The organism is Sphingobacterium composti (assembly GCF_009829075.1).
Classification (GTDB): Bacteria; Bacteroidota; Bacteroidia; order Sphingobacteriales; family Sphingobacteriaceae; genus Sphingobacterium; species Sphingobacterium composti.
On the sequence record NZ_WUQZ01000017.1, the window covers coordinates 69493 to 84761 of the forward strand.

The window sequence follows — 15269 nt, forward strand, 5'->3', positions numbered from 1 at the left end:
TCATTCATCGAACTAGTACAGATCGTCGTGAATATCTCAGACGATTTGTATTAGTTACATATTACTGAATGCATATACATATTCTAACTGAATAATAGACTCATTTAGCAAACGAACTTTTTTACGCTTTCCGGATACTTCAAAAATTACCTCCAATCGATTCTCATCCTTTTCCATTCCTTTTCGTACGGCTTCAACTTGATACGTCTCTAAAAACTGTTCAAACGCACGCAAATGTTCTATAGAATTGTCTTTGAATGTAATATGAATTGTTCGTGTAAGAAATACAGATGCTAATAGTGTTTCTATCCTTTGAAAAAGCGATAAAATAATCACCATTATCACCGCAAGACACACTCCTATTGCGTAATCTCCAAACCCAACTAACATCCCAATAGCAGCCATAGTCCATATTACAGCGGCAGTAGTCAAACCTTGTACAGAGAATTTTCCTTGATAAATCACCCCTGCACCTAAGAAACCTATCCCCGTAACAATATTAGCTGCTATCCTGTCATCAGAAATGTCTCCCTGTTTGGATGCTAAAGTAAATATCGTTGCACCAAAACAAATTAATATGACTGTCCGAAAGCCAGCGGATTTATTCCTGTATTCTCTTTCTAAACCTACAATCGCACCACATGCAATTGAAACCAAAATAGCTTGAAAACTCTCGTTTTCAAGTAAAAAATCGAGCATACCACCTTTAATTTAACATTCAAATAAACACAATATTTTATACAAATATTGATCGAGAGCTATTTTAATTTGTCTAACTTTAAATATCCTACAACTACTCTCTCTTCTTCTACAAGTTCTGAATTAGGTATAATTTGAATACTATAATTAGACCTAACTTCCGATGGCAACATATCCTCAACCAAATATGCATCATCAACATCTATCCCATATTTATTATCCACATGCGATGATTCGTGGTGCTTCCAAAATGTATTTTGTTTGGCAATAGATATTGCCTCAGACATTGATTTAGCCACGACCAATTGTTTGTAGTGATATTCCTCCATATCAGATGGCTTATAACCACCTAAATTCAAGAAGTATAAATTTAAATCATTCTTAACATGATCTTTATCCTTATCCACAATGCAGATTTCATAAGCCCCTACTTTACGAACAATTCGATATGAATCAATATGCATACGTCCATTGGTTTCAGGCCAAAAATCAATCATATTTTGTTTCAAATCAGCTAAAGTGTCTGATATTCCAAAGAAAACATCATGCTGTTCAGTGAAACGATTGGGAAGATTACATCCCAAAATAATCATAAATAAATTTTTCATCAACCTTGATTCTTTGATCGAATCTCTAAGTTAATAATGATTTCTCGCTTTTTACCTTCTACCAATGACAAATCTCCGACTACAAAAACACCCTTTTCATCTGTACGCTGATTACGCAAGCCATAAACGGTAGATTCATCACTTGGATTAGTAATTCCTTCATAACGATATAAATAATCAATTACATAATCTTCAGCACTAAAGAAAAGTTTATCAAAATCGATGTTGAAATCATGGCTGTAACCTAAATCCTGTAATTCATTTAGGGCAGCAGTGACAGTTAGATAATCATATTTAGTTTCCATATTATTTTTTTTAATGTAAAATGATAACATATGAAGATATGATTCTGTTTAGATTAACTTCATTTATGCTTAAATTTGTTCAAAATATAAATATGGCACATCAAGCTCCCGAAACTCAGCACACCCCTTCCCTAGCATTCCAACGTCTGGTCGATATCATGCATACGCTACGTTTAGAATGTCCTTGGGACAAAAAACAAACCATGGAAAGTTTGCGTCATCTGACCATTGAGGAAATGTACGAATTAGCTGATGCCATTCTTGAGAATGATTTGGACGAAATAAAGAAAGAACTAGGTGATTTATTAATGCATTTAATCTTTTATGCGAAGATTGCTGAGGAGCAGAAAGCTTTTGATATTACTGATGTGTTGAATGCAGTTTGTGACAAATTAATTTCTAGACATCCACATATATATGGTGATATTGAGGTAAATGACGACGAAGACGTAAAAGCAAATTGGGAACAGATAAAATTGAAAGAAGGAAATAAATCGGTTTTGTCGGGTGTTCCAAAATCATTGCCTGCGCTAGTAAAAGCTTACCGAATTCAAGATAAAGTGCGTGGTGTAGGCTTTGATTGGGACGATAAAACGGAAGTATGGAAAAAAGTCGAAGAAGAATTGCAAGAATTTAAAATCGAATACAATATTGTAGAAAATCAACATATTAATATCGAAAAGGCAGAGCAAGAGTTTGGAGATCTACTTTTCGCTTTGACAAATTATGCAAGACATATTGGTATTAATCCAGAAAATGCTTTAGAACGAACCAATAAAAAGTTTATTCGTCGATTTACATATCTCGAAGAACAAGCCGCAGGAAAGGTCTTGAAATTACAAGATATGACTTTAGCAGAAATGGACGTTTTTTGGAATGAAGCCAAAAGAAAAGGTTTGTAATATTCTATAAAGATTAAAAGTTAGGCTTGACACCTAACTTTTAATCTCCTAACAAAATTAGTTAGGCACTTTCTGCCTCAAAACTATTTTTTTCATTATTGATGTGGTACGTAAAATTTGTACATATAATGACATCATTTGCATCAAAATGCTTCACAATACCATTATTTTCTAATGTCACCACCCAACATGAATTTTGATGCATTCCGTAATCAATTATAAATAATGCGTGTCCCTTTCCCAACGGTGTATCTACATAGATAGTGGGATTTAATTGTAAAATCATAGAATTCGACCTCCATTATCAAAACATATTAGGTATTCAAATTGTTTTAACTCAAAACATTTTAGCTATGAGTACAGAAAATTTGAATAATCAAGAGGCAATTGAAAAATTGAAAGAATTGGTAAACAGAATTGATGTTGCCTTAATGGTATCCTATCCCAAAGATACACAATATCCTTACATGACTCCTATGAGTCGGCAGGAAATAGATGATGAAGGAAATATTTGGTATTTGATCTCCTCTGAAAGTGAGACCTATAAAAATTTGGAAGTAAATCCCAAAATTTCATTAGCATTTTGTGATCCCGGGTCTTATACCTTTTTAAGTATAGATGGTATTGCAGAATCATCCAGAGACCAAGATAGAATCGATAAATATTGGAATAAATTTGTGGAGGTATATTTTGAAAAAGGAAAAGAAGATCCTAGCATTCGCGTATTGAAAGTAACACCATTAGATTCACATTATTGGGATACAAAGACTAATAAATTAATGACTTTGGTAAAGGTTGCTTCTGCAGCTGTGACTGGACAAAAAATAGATATTGGTCGCCAAGGTGACATAAATATTTAATATATTTATTGAGTTTCATAAAATATACATAAACTTTTCACATTGCTGATGGAAAATGAAATCGTAAAACTTATAGAAGTAAATAAAATTTATAAAACTGGTGATACGACCATCACAGCTTTAAATAAAACTTCTATAAGTTTTGAAACGAATAAATTAACATTGATAATGGGTCCATCAGGAAGTGGAAAGACTACACTCCTTTCTATTTTAGGATGTGTCATATACCCGACCTCAGGTCAAGTTTTTTATAAAGGTAAAGAAGTTACCAATCTTAAAGAAAACGAATTAGCAGAGTTGCGTTTGCACGAAATAGGTTTTGTCTTTCAGCAATTCAATTTAATTGAGCCTTTAAATGCTTTAGAAAATGTAATGCAACCACTAATCTTGCAGGGAGTATCAAACTCAGAAGCTTCAGAAAAAGCAAAAAAAGCATTGAAAGAGGTTGGATTGTCCGAAAGGATGTATAATCTCCCCAAAAAATTGAGCGGTGGCCAAAAGCAGCGTGTAGCTATTGCACGTGCTTTGGTCACTGATCCTGCTATGATTCTTTGTGACGAGCCTACTGCATCTTTAGACTCTAAAAGTGCCGAAGTCATCATGGATGAACTTAAATCTCTCGCAAGTCGTGGCAAAGCAGTAATTATTGTAACACACGATCTGCGATTGCGAAAATTTGCCGATAAAATAATTTATGTGGAAGAAGGAGAAGTTTCAAATACCATCAAGAATGAAGAAGATTATAAATAGATTCCGTTTCATATTCCTTATTGGTGCTCTTGCCTCGTCTTGCTCATCGGATAAAAAGCAAGAAGAGAACACAAAAACCAATGAAGAGATATTACAAGAAGTTAACGAAGTAAAAGCCATCGGAAAGGTCGTCCCTGCAAATGATTACGCAATAATTGCTAGTAGCACTTTTGGATTAATCAACAAAATTTTTGTCCAAGAAGGTGATTCTGTACAAAAAGGTCAATTGCTTTTCGAATTGGATCCGGGTAATTCTACATTAGATGTGCAACAAGCAACTGCACAATTAAATAGTATTAGAGCACAAAATAAAACTGTCCTAGATGACATTGCAAAAGTAGAAATATATGTTGAAGAATTGAAAAGCAAATATGATACTTCAAAAGATTTGTATGCTAAAAATGCGGAAACCAAGGAAAAATTAGAAACAGACTATTCAAATTGGCAACAACAGGAAGCTATTCTTCGTGGATTGAGAAAAACTCTTAAAGCCCAAAAGCTAAATGAGGCGGAACAACAAATTCAAATTGATAAAGCACAAAACACCATTGGAGATTTTAGGATAAGAGCTTCCGAGTCTGGAATAATTACGGACCTGACAGCCAAATTGGGGCAAAACATTGGTTCGGCAGAAGAATTAGGAAAAATCATAACTGTAGAAAATCCCATCATCGAAGCAGAAGTGGATGAGTTGTTTGCTGGAGATATACGTGTTGGACAAAAAGTCTCGATATTCCCTATAGGAAGACAAGATACAATTGCAACAGGTACGGTGTTTTATGCTAACCCAATTCTTTCAAATAAGTCTATTTTGTACGAAACTGCGAATGAGGGAGAAGACAGAAGAGTTCGTAAAATAAAGGTTAGACTTGACCAAAGCAATAATCTTATTATTAACGGGAAAGTGGACTGTAGTATAAGAATCCGATAGTATGCTTGGACTTGCATTTAAATTTATCAAATATGACCGTGCAAAAAGTATTGGGATAGTCACTGCTATTGTGATTAGTATTTTCCTCATAGGTCAACAGTTAAGTTTACTTTTCTTTTTGATGGGATTGATGGGCAATTTGGTTGGAAACGCACCTGTGAAAGACAATCAGCTATGGATTATTGAAGCACAGAGCACCAATATAAATGCTGTTAATGCTATTGATCAGCGACTTGTTCAGCAAATAGCCAGTTTGCCTGAAATTGAATCTACACATCCCGTAGTTTTGGCATCAGGACAAGCTTCTTTCTTGGATGGGAAGACTGCTGGCATAACATTGGTTGGAGCGAATTCTCCACAATTTGTAATGGGACCTGTATCAGAAAAAATTCAGGAAGGTAATATCACGGATTTAATTCAACCTTTTTCTGTAACAGCAGAACTCTATAACGCCAAAACATGGAAAACGGAACTCACCATTAATAAACCGATTGAAATTAATGGTAAAAGTGCAAAAATTGGAGTTATTACGAAAAACGCACAAGCCTTTGGAGCTAGTCTTATGTACACGTCTATTGAAAATGCATATGTATTAGGTAATACCTCCCCCTCAAAAGTTAGTATTATAATCGCCAATTTAAAAGATGCTTCATCTAAACAAAAAGTCCAACAGAACATTCAACAATTGTTTCCCCAACTCCGTGCATGGGATGCCCAAAAGTTGAAAAATTCCACCGTTAAGGAAATTTTAATAAGCTCAAATATGGGGATGAGTTTTGGAACATTAGTAATCTTTGCTATGATTAGTGGCTTTTTTATAATAGGTTTGACCTTATACTCCTCGGCATTAGATCGCATAAAAGATTATGGAACATTAAAAGCCATTGGTGCTACCAAAGGTTATGTTAATAAATTGATTATTGCCCAGGCTTTTCTTTATGCGATTATTGGTTATATAATAGCGATGATCTTATTAGTCGGATTTAAAATGGGCGTAGCAAATTCAGGATTAGCTATAGAAATTACATTAGGATTTGCCTTGTTTTTGTTGTTTATTACATTATTAATTTCTGTAGGCGGATCATTATTTGCAGTCCGCAAGATTGCTAAACTAGAACCTGCTTCTGTATTTTAAGACTATGAAAAAGATTATTTCTTACATACTAATTAGTATTCCATTTTTTATACAAGCACAGAGCTTAAGTATTCAGCAATTGTGGGAAAATGCGAATCAAAATCTTATTTATCAACAGAATCAGCTACAAATTCAAATAGAACAGCAAGAATTACTTGAAATAAAATCTAATAGAATTCCGATTTTTTATATTGACGCCAACCTCCAACGTAATTTGATAATTCCGACTACCCCAGTTCCTGCAATAGCTTTTGATCCTAATGCTCAGGAAGGAGCAATTATCCCATTGCGATTTGCTACCAAATGGTCTTCAAAAGCAGGAGTGCAAGTAGAATGGACTTTATTTGACCCAAAACGTCGTGTTGAAGAAAAACAAAAAGAGCTTGAAATCCAAAAGTCTGAAATTGAACAGAAACTTACTTTACAGAATTGGAAAAAAGATGCTACACTAGCTTATGCTTCTATAGTATTTGCTACAGAGCAATATAATCTGATGCAAGAAAACACTAAGATTTATGACGAATTAGTTGCTATCAACAAAGAAAGATATGCGGCAGGTCGTGAACAATCTGCTACCTACATCGCAGCGCAACAAGAACTTGAAAGACACAATATTCAAGTATATGAAGCATGGGCAGTACTTCAAGATGCCGATCTCGAATTGCGCCGATACACCAACTTGGATACGATTCTAAATGTGTCCTCTAATTTTGAAGAAATCATTACTAATCTTAAAAACGACGACCTCACAAACTACGATATTGCAAGATTAGAAATCGATAAAAATATTTCTGAGCTGCAGTTAGCATCTGTTAAAAGACAATTATTACCCACCCTGAGTCTAAATGGATATTGGGGACAACAGTATTTCAGTAATGAATTGAAATTAGCTCGAAAAGAGGAATGGTTTGGAAATAGCTTTGTGAACATGGCTTTACGTATTCCAGTTTCAGGCTATTTTACTTCGCAACCAACTATTCGTAAAATTGCGTTGAATTCAGATTTGATTGATAAGCAAATTCAAGATATTGCACGAAATGAAAATATAGATGATTCCCAAAAGAAACTTAAACTTGATGCTGCGGAGAGAAAAATTGAATCATTTCGTAAGATTGAAATACTAGCACAACAAAATAAAGAAGAGCAGTATGAAGCTTATAAAGCTGGAAGAATCTTGTTAACTGAATTGAATCAGTCTCTTATTACATACAAGAAAGCTAAACAAGATGTTTGGCAAGCGCAATTTGAAATGTTGAAATTGCTTATTGAATAAACAATTAAGTACATTAGCTTAATATTATTTCAACACGATGAAAATAAAAATCCCCCAGCCTTGTACAGAATCATACGAAAAGATGTCTCCTTCCGAACTTGGACGAATGTGCAAAGTCTGCAATACGGAAGTTGTCGATTTTACCAATTGGGAAACAAAGTATATTGTGACCTATATCCAAAAATCTAATGAAAGGGTTTGTGGAAGACTAAGTGCACAATCAACGGAAGCAAAAATAACTATAAGCAAAAATTGGCTAAAATATGTAGCAGCTGCACTAACGTTTTGCATAAGTAATTCAATAGTTTATGCACTAAATGATGTAACAAATAATCTGAGTTCAAATAATCCAATTCATTCGTCATATATGCAGGATTCTATTCATTTCGAGTTTATGAATAAGCATAATCAAAATCTACCGCAGGTCAATTTGACAAATACGAAGACGAGTAAGAAATACATAACTGATAATAAGGGAAAAGTCACAATCCCTTATGAAGAAAAATCTGAATTTAAAATCACATATATTGGTTATAAGACTCAATTTATTAAAATTAAAAAATCACTCAAAAAGAATGATTTAACAAAAATTATCTTAGAGGAAGATTCTTATGAGATTGGAGAAGTGATTGTTGAGCCTAGAAAAAGAATAAAACCTAAATTCAATAAAGAAATTAATACGATTAACCAAATCGAACAACAGAAATCAACTCCTATTCTAAATTCACGTGATTCAATAAAACAAAAACTCAAAAGACTCTTTAATATCTTCTCTGTGAAAGATGAAGAATAAATATAAAAGCCTCGAAATTTTAATTTTCGAGGCTTTCATTTATAGGATTTGTAGCATCATTAAACCACAATATTAATAATCTTACCTTTTACAAAGATCAACTTTTTAACCGCTTTCCCATCCAAATAACGTTGTACATCGGCATTTGCTAACACAATTTCTTCTACTGCTTTCGCATCTAAATCTAATGCTAAAGAAAGATTCATTTTCATCTTACCATTTACTGATACTGGATAAGCGAACTCTGATTCAACCAAATACTCCGGGTTGAACTTAGGATATGCAGCATAAGAAATTGTTCCAGCATCATTACCCAACAATGACCATAGTTCTTCTGTGATATGTGGAGCATAAGGTTCCAACACGATGATTAAATCTTGAAGGATTTTACGCTTGTTACATTTTAAATCCGTCAATTCATTCACACAAATCATAAAGGCAGAAACCGAAGTATTGAACGAGAAACGCTCGATATCCTCTTCAACTTTTTTGATGATTTTGTGTAAGGATTTGTATTCCGCTTTAGTAGGTTCTTCGTCCGATACCTTGAAGTTTCCTTCAGCATCATGGAACAAACGCCAAACCTTACGTAAAAATTTATATACCCCTTCGATACCATTTGTATTCCAAGGCTTTGACTGTTCTAATGGACCTAAGAACATTTCGTACAAACGTAGCGTATCTGCACCGAAATTCGCGATAATATCATCCGGATTTACAACGTTGAATTTCGATTTTGACATCTTCTCTACCTCAGTACCACAGATATATTTTCCATCTTCCATCACAAATTCTGCATCCGCAAAATCAGGACGGAAAGATTTAAATTTCTCTGTATCCAACACATCGTTATGTACAATATTCACATCTACGTGCAATGGAATCGTATTGTATTCATCTCTTAAACCTAAAGACACAAATTTGTTGGTACCTCTTCCTTCTTCGTCCAACACACGGTACACAAAGTTCGAACGACCTTGAATCATACCTTGGTTGATTAATTTTTTGAAAGGCTCTTCTTCATTGTGGAATCCTAAATCTTTCAAAAACTTATTCCAAAAGCGTGAGTACAACAAGTGACCTGTAGCGTGTTCAGAACCACCAATGTATAAATCCACTGCTTTCCAATAATCTACCGCTTCTTTAGAAGCAAAGCTATCTGCATTTTTAGGGTCCATATAACGGAACCAATACCATGACGAACCTGCCCAACCTGGCATAGTGCTTAATTCGTACTCGTGCTGGTCCTGGTATTTCCAGTTTTCAGCACGACCTAAAGGAGGCTCACCCGTTTCAGTTGGCAAATATTTATCCACTTCAGGAAGCAATAAAGGCAATTCCTCTTCTTTAATCAAATATGGCAAGCCATTTTTGAAATAAACTGGAACTGGCTCTCCCCAATAACGCTGACGACCGAAAATTGCATCACGCATGCGGAAGTTGATTTTTGCTTTACCCAACTTCAACTCTTCCAACTTCACAATCAAAGCGGGAACAGCTTCTTGGTACGTCATACCATTTATAAAGCCCGAATTGATGTATTTACCATCTTTATTTGGATCTGCTTCTTCTTCGATATTTTGAGAATCCGAAATCGGAATAATGGGCAAATTGAAATGTTTAGCAAATAAATAATCACGTTGATCACCCGAAGGAACTGCCATAACAGCACCTGTTCCGTACCCCGCTAACACGTAATCCGCAATCCAAATTTGCACATCTTCACCCGTGATTGGATGTTTCGCGTATGAACCTGTAAAAGCTCCTGAAACAGTTTTTGTATCTGCCATACGATCCAACTCCGATTTCTTTGAAGTTTTATCGATATAAGATTCAACTTCAGATTTTTGAGTATCCGTAGTTAAAGCTGAAACTAACTCATGTTCTGGCGCTAATACCACAAATGAAACACCAAAAATAGTATCTACACGAGTAGTAAAAACTTCAATATTTGTATCTAATTGAGGAACTGGAAACTTAACAGTAGCACCTACAGATTTACCGATCCAATTGCGTTGCATTTCGATCAAAGGCTCTGGCCAGTCTACCGCATCCAATCCACGCAACAAACGGTCAGCATATGCGGTGATACGCATAGACCATTGCATCATTTTCTTTTGTTCCACTGGAAAACCACCGCGCTCTGATACGCCATTAATTACCTCATCATTCGCCAACACAGTACCTAATGCTGCGCACCAATTTACTGTTGATTCGCGTAGATAAGCTAATCTATATTTTAATAATTCTTTTTGTTGCTCTTCTTCCGAAAATGCCTTCCATTCTTCGGCTGTAAAAGTTAACACATCTTCATCAGACTCCGCGTTAATATTTTGTGAACCAGACGATTCAAACTTCGTTATTAAAGTTTCAATTGACTCAGCTTTATCCGCATCTTTGTTGTACCAAGCATTAAACAATTGCATAAAAATCCATTGCGTCCACTTGTAGTAAGAAGGGTCAGAAGTGCGAACTTCACGAGACCAATCATACGAAAAACCAATATTATCTAATTGCTCACGGTAACGGTTAATATTTGTTTCAGTCGTGATCGCTGGGTGCTGTCCAGTTTGGATAGCATATTGTTCCGCTGGAAGACCGAATGAGTCATAGCCCATGGGGTGCAATACGTTGAAACCTTTTAATCTCTTGTAACGTGAAAAAATATCTGAAGCAATATATCCCAGTGGGTGACCTACGTGCAACCCTGCTCCTGAAGGATAAGGGAACATATCTAATACATAATATTTAGGCTTTTCTGTCGACTCAGACGTTTTGAACGTTGCGTTCTCAGCCCAAAACTTTTGCCACTTTTGCTCAATTGATTTATGCGAATAATCCATTTTTAGTACCTTATAAAAGAATTGCGAAATTAGCGATTTTAAGGGATATTCTGAATATTACTTTTCGATAAACGCAATATTTCCACGACAGAACCGTTATTTCCCAGTTGAATAAAGGTAAATAAATGTTAAATCTTCTACTCAGCCCTCAGATAAGTTGATATTTATTCCCATAAATCATCTGAAATGGTTACTTTCGCACTAATAAAAACCAAAGCTTTATGTCAGTGATAGAACAAGGCTCTCCAAGAAAAAAAACAAAATCGGTGTACATTTCTACTGTGATTAGTATCGCATTGGTATTACTAATGACAGGACTATTAGGTTTAATATTAGTTCACGCTAAAAACCTTTCGAAATACGTCAAAGAAAATATCGTCTTGAATGTTATTGTCAACGATAATGTAAATGAAGGCGACGTATTGTCTTTGCAAAAGGATTTGGAAAAAGAGGAGTATGTATTACGTACTGAATATGTTTCTAAAGAATTAGCTGCGAAAAACCTTAAAGAAGATCTAGGGGAAGACTTTGTGGAATATTTGGGCTCAAATCCACTGTTACCTTCTATCGATATTTATTTGAAAGAAGAATATGCAAATGCCGATAGCATCCAGCCGTTTATTGATAAGGTTGCTAAGAATAGCCGTGTGAAAGAAATTGTTTATCAAGAATCACTGATTGATATGGTAAATAAGAATATCCGTATTATTTCAATTGTGGTGTTAGCATTTGCAGTTATCCTATTAGTGATTGCCGTAGCTTTGATAAATAACACTATTCGTTTAGCAATCTATTCCCAACGCTTCTTAATAAAAAGTATGCAGTTAATCGGTGCCACAAAATCTTTTATCCGTAAGCCGTACATCATTTATGGTATTATTCATGGTTTGATTGGAGCTTTGATTGCCATCTTATTACTTATCTTCACCCTACAATTTGCTCAGAAGCAAGTTCCAGAATTAGTCTTCTTACAAAACTGGGGACAATTTGTAGCAATATTTATCATTGTTGTAGGATTAGGCATATTAATTTCAGCCTTAAGTACATATTTTGCTGTTACTAAGTATTTGAAAGCAAAATCTAACAGCCTTTACAATTAAGTTTACAATAATAGTTAACCAACTCAGATATACATATTATGTCAGATAATAAAACTATCAACCCCCAAAAAAATACAGGATTTGTATTTCAAAAATTGAATTACCAAATCTTTATAGTAAGTATTATTGTTGTTATCATCGGTTTCCTTTTAATGATGGGCACAGAGGATATTTACAGTTTTACAAAAATCACCTTAGCGCCATTAGTAGTTGTAATTGGCTTTGCGCTAGGATTCGTTGCAATATTATACAAACCAAAAAAATAAGTTTTTACATTTTACCTAATTAAATGAGTTATTTCGAAGCTATTATATTAGCTATTATTGAGGGTCTTACTGAATTTTTACCTGTCTCTTCTACTGGACATATGATTATTGGCACTGCATTAATGGGAATCGAACCATCGGCTTTTGTCAAACTTTTTACTATCGTAATACAACTTGGGACTATCCTTTCTGTTCTAGTCTTATATTGGAAACGATTTTTTAAATCAATGGATTTCTACTACAAACTTGTAATAGCTGCTATACCTGCTTCGATATTAGGATTAGTATTGAATGATTTCATTGATTCATTATTAGAAAGTCCTCTAATGGTTGGCGTTATGTTAGTTATTGGCGGGGTAATATTATTGTTTGTAGATAAGTGGTTCAACAAACCTTCAATAGATAATTCAGACGAAATCTCTTATAAACAAGCTTTTATAATAGGGTGGTATCAATGTTTGGCTTTGATACCAGGAACATCCAGATCTGCAAGTACAATTGTTGGTGGTATGACTCAAAAGTTAACTCGTAAAGCTGCGGCCGAGTTTTCTTTTTTCTTAGCGATTCCAATGATGTTAGGCGCATCTATAGTGAAGTTATATAAGTTTTTTAAAGAAGGACATACATTTACAGGAGAGGAAATAAACCTACTTATTGTGGGAAATTTAGTTGGTTTTGTGGTTGCGATTATAGCCATCAAAACATTTATCGACATACTTACTAAATATGGATTTAAATTATTTGGCTGGTATAGAATTGTGGTTGGGTTAGTGATTATAGCCATGCTTCTAAGTGGGCATAGCTTACAGATTATTTAATGGGAATTAATAAAAACAAAACATTCGCCTTCGCTGAAGGCGAACTCCTTTTGGTTGATAAACCACTTACGTGGACAAGTTTTGATGTCGTTGGCAAATTGCGTAATACCATGAAGCCATTGAAATTAAAAGTAGGTCATGCAGGAACATTGGATCCGTTAGCATCAGGCTTACTCATTGTCTGCACAGGTAAATTGACAAAGAAAATAGATTCGTTCCAAGCGGAGGATAAAGAATATACGGGTACAATTACTTTGGGGGCTACTACTCCATCCTATGATTTGGAAACTGAAATTGACCAAACTTTTGATATATCTTCAATTACAGAAGACCAAATATATGCCGTTGCAAAAACTTTCGAAGGGGATATCGAACAATACCCTCCTGCACATTCGGCATTAAAAATAAATGGCGAACGCGTCTATGAGAAAGCAAGACGTGGCGAAGATGTAGAATTGAAAGCACGTAAAGTAACGATTAAATCATTCGAAATTGAAAAAATTGAAATGCCTAATGTGTATTTCAAAATTAAATGTTCGAAAGGTACCTATATTCGTTCGATAGCAAATGATTTTGGGAAAGTATTGAATAATGGTTCTCACTTGTCCAGCCTTCGTCGTACAATGAGTGGCGATTTTCATGTGAATAATGCTTGGAATCTTGAAGAACTTATTGAAGCTATTAGAGCACATAAAGCTGTTACAATAGAAACTGTATAGTATTATTAGATGAAAATATATAGAAGCTTAGAAGAATTTGAGCCACTAGAAAATGCAATCGTTACCATAGGCACTTTCGATGGAGTGCATATTGGTCATCAAAAAATACTTAAAAAATTAGTAGATTGTGCAAAAGAAAAAGGAGGAGAAACTGTCCTTTTAACGTTTTTTCCACATCCTCGATTAATTATTAATCCAAGTGATGATAGCTTGAGATTAATCAATGACATCGAAGAGAAAGCTCATCAATTAGCTTCATGCGGATTGGATCATTTAATTATTACACCATTTACACGTGATTTCTCTAATCTTTCGCCAGAAGAATATATCCGCAATGTACTTGTTGAAAAACTAGGCACTAAAACGATTATTATTGGATACGATCATCATTTTGGTAAAGATCGCAAAGGATCTATTAAAGAGTTGATTCACTTTTCCGATATTTTCGACTTTGAAGTCCAAGAAATAGCTAAGCAAGATATTGAGGATGTAGCTGTATCGTCGACACGTATTCGTGAAGCTTTAATCAAAGGTGATATTGAGATCGCTAATAAATATCTAGGCTATCCTTTTGAATTGACAGGGACTGTAGAAAAAGGTGATCAAATCGGTCGCCAAATAGGTTTTCCAACGGCAAATCTACATGTGCATGAGTCACACAAACTGATTCCTGCCTATGGAATTTACGCAGTTGAAGTAGATATATATCCAAGTGTACCACAAATAGTAACAGGAGAATATATTGAAAACCCTATTGTTATAAAAGCCATCGGAATGTGTTATATTGGCACTAGACCTACTGTAGATGGGATGAATCGCAAGATCGAAGTTAATCTTTTGGATTTTGACGCAGATTTGTATAGTAATACGGTACGCATTCGTTTCAAAAAATTTATCCGTGGTGACGAAAGGTTTGACACGCTGGAAGAACTTCAACAGCAAATAAAAACCGACGAAGAAAATATACGAGCTTACTTTGATAGCACAGCTTCATAATAAAAACGGATAGGAGGAACGGGATTAATTCCCGTTCCGACCTTCCACAGCACCGCACGTACCGTTCGGTATACGGCGCTTCCCTAAGTTGTAACACAAACTCGCTTGTATTCTGCCAGTAAAGATGGGTATCCCAGTTGTTTTAGATAGTCGTTGGAAAGGGTTGTTGTCAGTATCCAGCTTTTTGCTGTGTGCCAGTAACTTTTCCTTGTATGTGCCCATTCGTACGCCTTGTATTTACTTACACCTAGTTGTAACAAGTTCCTAATTT

The 15269-nt window shown here is 34.9% G+C and carries 18 protein-coding genes; 12 read left to right on the forward strand and 6 right to left on the reverse strand.

All coding sequences use genetic code 11. From position 1 onward, the window contains the following. Positions 1–54: 54 nt before the first annotated feature. The 3 genes from GOQ17_RS11655 to GOQ17_RS11665 are packed head-to-tail and all read right to left on the reverse strand — an operon-like array spanning position 55 to position 1612. Positions 55–699, reverse strand: coding sequence for an MgtC/SapB family protein (locus GOQ17_RS11655; RefSeq protein ID WP_159637585.1), 645 nt, complete (start codon positions 697–699; stop codon positions 55–57). Positions 700–758: 59 nt separating this feature from the next. Next, positions 759–1307 (reverse strand): DUF1543 domain-containing protein, encoded by a 549-nt coding sequence (locus tag GOQ17_RS11660; protein WP_236537135.1) that lies wholly within the window; start codon positions 1305–1307, stop codon positions 759–761. Beyond that, positions 1307–1612, reverse strand: coding sequence for a hypothetical protein (locus GOQ17_RS11665; RefSeq protein ID WP_159637588.1), 306 nt, complete (start codon positions 1610–1612; stop codon positions 1307–1309). Before GOQ17_RS11665 ends, GOQ17_RS11660 begins: the two co-directional genes overlap by 1 nt. Before the next feature lie 92 nt (positions 1613–1704). Between GOQ17_RS11665 and mazG the strand changes: the two genes are divergently transcribed. Further along, entirely contained in the window at positions 1705–2514 is an 810-nt protein-coding gene (gene mazG, locus GOQ17_RS11670; RefSeq protein ID WP_159637589.1) for a nucleoside triphosphate pyrophosphohydrolase, read from the forward strand. A gap of 61 nt (positions 2515–2575) precedes the next feature. Here the strand turns inward: mazG and GOQ17_RS11675 are convergent, their stop codons facing one another. Further along, positions 2576–2800: a hypothetical protein gene (locus GOQ17_RS11675; protein ID WP_159637590.1), complete on the reverse strand. Its 225-nt coding sequence runs from the start codon at positions 2798–2800 to the stop codon at positions 2576–2578. A 67-nt stretch (positions 2801–2867) separates the two neighbouring features. Here GOQ17_RS11675 and GOQ17_RS11680 point away from each other — a divergent pair, with 67 nt between their 5' ends. Genes GOQ17_RS11680 through GOQ17_RS11705 form a run of 6 tightly spaced genes read left to right on the forward strand, consistent with a single transcriptional unit; the run spans position 2868 to position 8256 of the window. Continuing rightward, on the forward strand, positions 2868–3374 hold the full coding sequence (locus tag GOQ17_RS11680; RefSeq protein ID WP_159637591.1) for a pyridoxamine 5'-phosphate oxidase family protein: 507 nt from the start codon (positions 2868–2870) through the stop codon (positions 3372–3374). A 48-nt stretch (positions 3375–3422) separates the two neighbouring features. Next, complete coding sequence (locus GOQ17_RS11685; protein ID WP_159637592.1) at positions 3423–4124, forward strand: ABC transporter ATP-binding protein; 702 nt, start codon at positions 3423–3425, stop codon at positions 4122–4124. Further along, positions 4105–5055 (forward strand): efflux RND transporter periplasmic adaptor subunit, encoded by a 951-nt coding sequence (locus GOQ17_RS11690; RefSeq protein WP_159637594.1) that lies wholly within the window; start codon positions 4105–4107, stop codon positions 5053–5055. The genes GOQ17_RS11685 and GOQ17_RS11690 overlap by 20 nt, the downstream gene beginning before the upstream one ends. 1 nt (position 5056) lies before the next feature. Then, entirely contained in the window at positions 5057–6190 is a 1134-nt protein-coding gene (locus GOQ17_RS11695; RefSeq protein WP_159637595.1) for an ABC transporter permease, read from the forward strand. Positions 6191–6194: 4 nt separating this feature from the next. Then, entirely contained in the window at positions 6195–7463 is a 1269-nt protein-coding gene (locus GOQ17_RS11700; RefSeq protein WP_159637596.1) for a TolC family protein, read from the forward strand. 37 nt (positions 7464–7500) lie between these two features. After that, positions 7501–8256 carry a carboxypeptidase-like regulatory domain-containing protein gene (locus tag GOQ17_RS11705; RefSeq protein WP_159637597.1) on the forward strand — a complete coding sequence of 252 codons (756 nt, stop codon included), beginning with the start codon at positions 7501–7503 and terminating at the stop codon, positions 8254–8256. Positions 8257–8315: 59 nt separating this feature from the next. Here GOQ17_RS11705 and leuS read toward each other — a convergent pair whose 3' ends face one another. Further along, positions 8316–11099: a leucine--tRNA ligase gene (gene leuS / locus GOQ17_RS11710; protein WP_159637598.1), complete on the reverse strand. Its 2784-nt coding sequence runs from the start codon at positions 11097–11099 to the stop codon at positions 8316–8318. Positions 11100–11320: 221 nt separating this feature from the next. Here leuS and GOQ17_RS11715 point away from each other — a divergent pair, with 221 nt between their 5' ends. From GOQ17_RS11715 to GOQ17_RS11735, 5 genes are read left to right on the forward strand one after another with little or no spacing between them, the layout of a single operon-like run. Continuing rightward, a complete protein-coding gene (locus GOQ17_RS11715) occupies positions 11321–12199 on the forward strand; it encodes a cell division protein FtsX (protein WP_159637599.1) in 879 nt (292 codons plus the stop codon). Between the two features lie 38 nt (positions 12200–12237). After that, the gene (locus GOQ17_RS11720) at positions 12238–12465 is read left to right on the forward strand and encodes a DUF3098 domain-containing protein (RefSeq protein WP_159637600.1); all 228 of its coding nucleotides are present in this window, start codon (positions 12238–12240) and stop codon (positions 12463–12465) included. 23 nt (positions 12466–12488) lie between these two features. After that, positions 12489–13283, forward strand: a complete 795-nt coding sequence (locus GOQ17_RS11725) for an undecaprenyl-diphosphate phosphatase (protein WP_159637601.1) — start codon at positions 12489–12491, stop codon at positions 13281–13283. Further along, on the forward strand, positions 13283–14002 hold the full coding sequence (gene truB / locus GOQ17_RS11730) for a tRNA pseudouridine(55) synthase TruB (RefSeq protein WP_159637602.1): 720 nt from the start codon (positions 13283–13285) through the stop codon (positions 14000–14002). Before GOQ17_RS11725 ends, truB begins: the two co-directional genes overlap by 1 nt. Before the next feature lie 9 nt (positions 14003–14011). After that, a complete protein-coding gene (locus GOQ17_RS11735) occupies positions 14012–14998 on the forward strand; it encodes a bifunctional riboflavin kinase/FAD synthetase (RefSeq protein WP_159637603.1) in 987 nt (328 codons plus the stop codon). An 83-nt stretch (positions 14999–15081) separates the two neighbouring features. On the opposite strand, the gene GOQ17_RS16420 is transcribed toward GOQ17_RS11735, so the two are convergent. Continuing rightward, positions 15082–15269 (reverse strand): hypothetical protein (locus GOQ17_RS16420; RefSeq protein ID WP_394350612.1); only part of this gene is annotated, 188 nt, incomplete at its 5' end.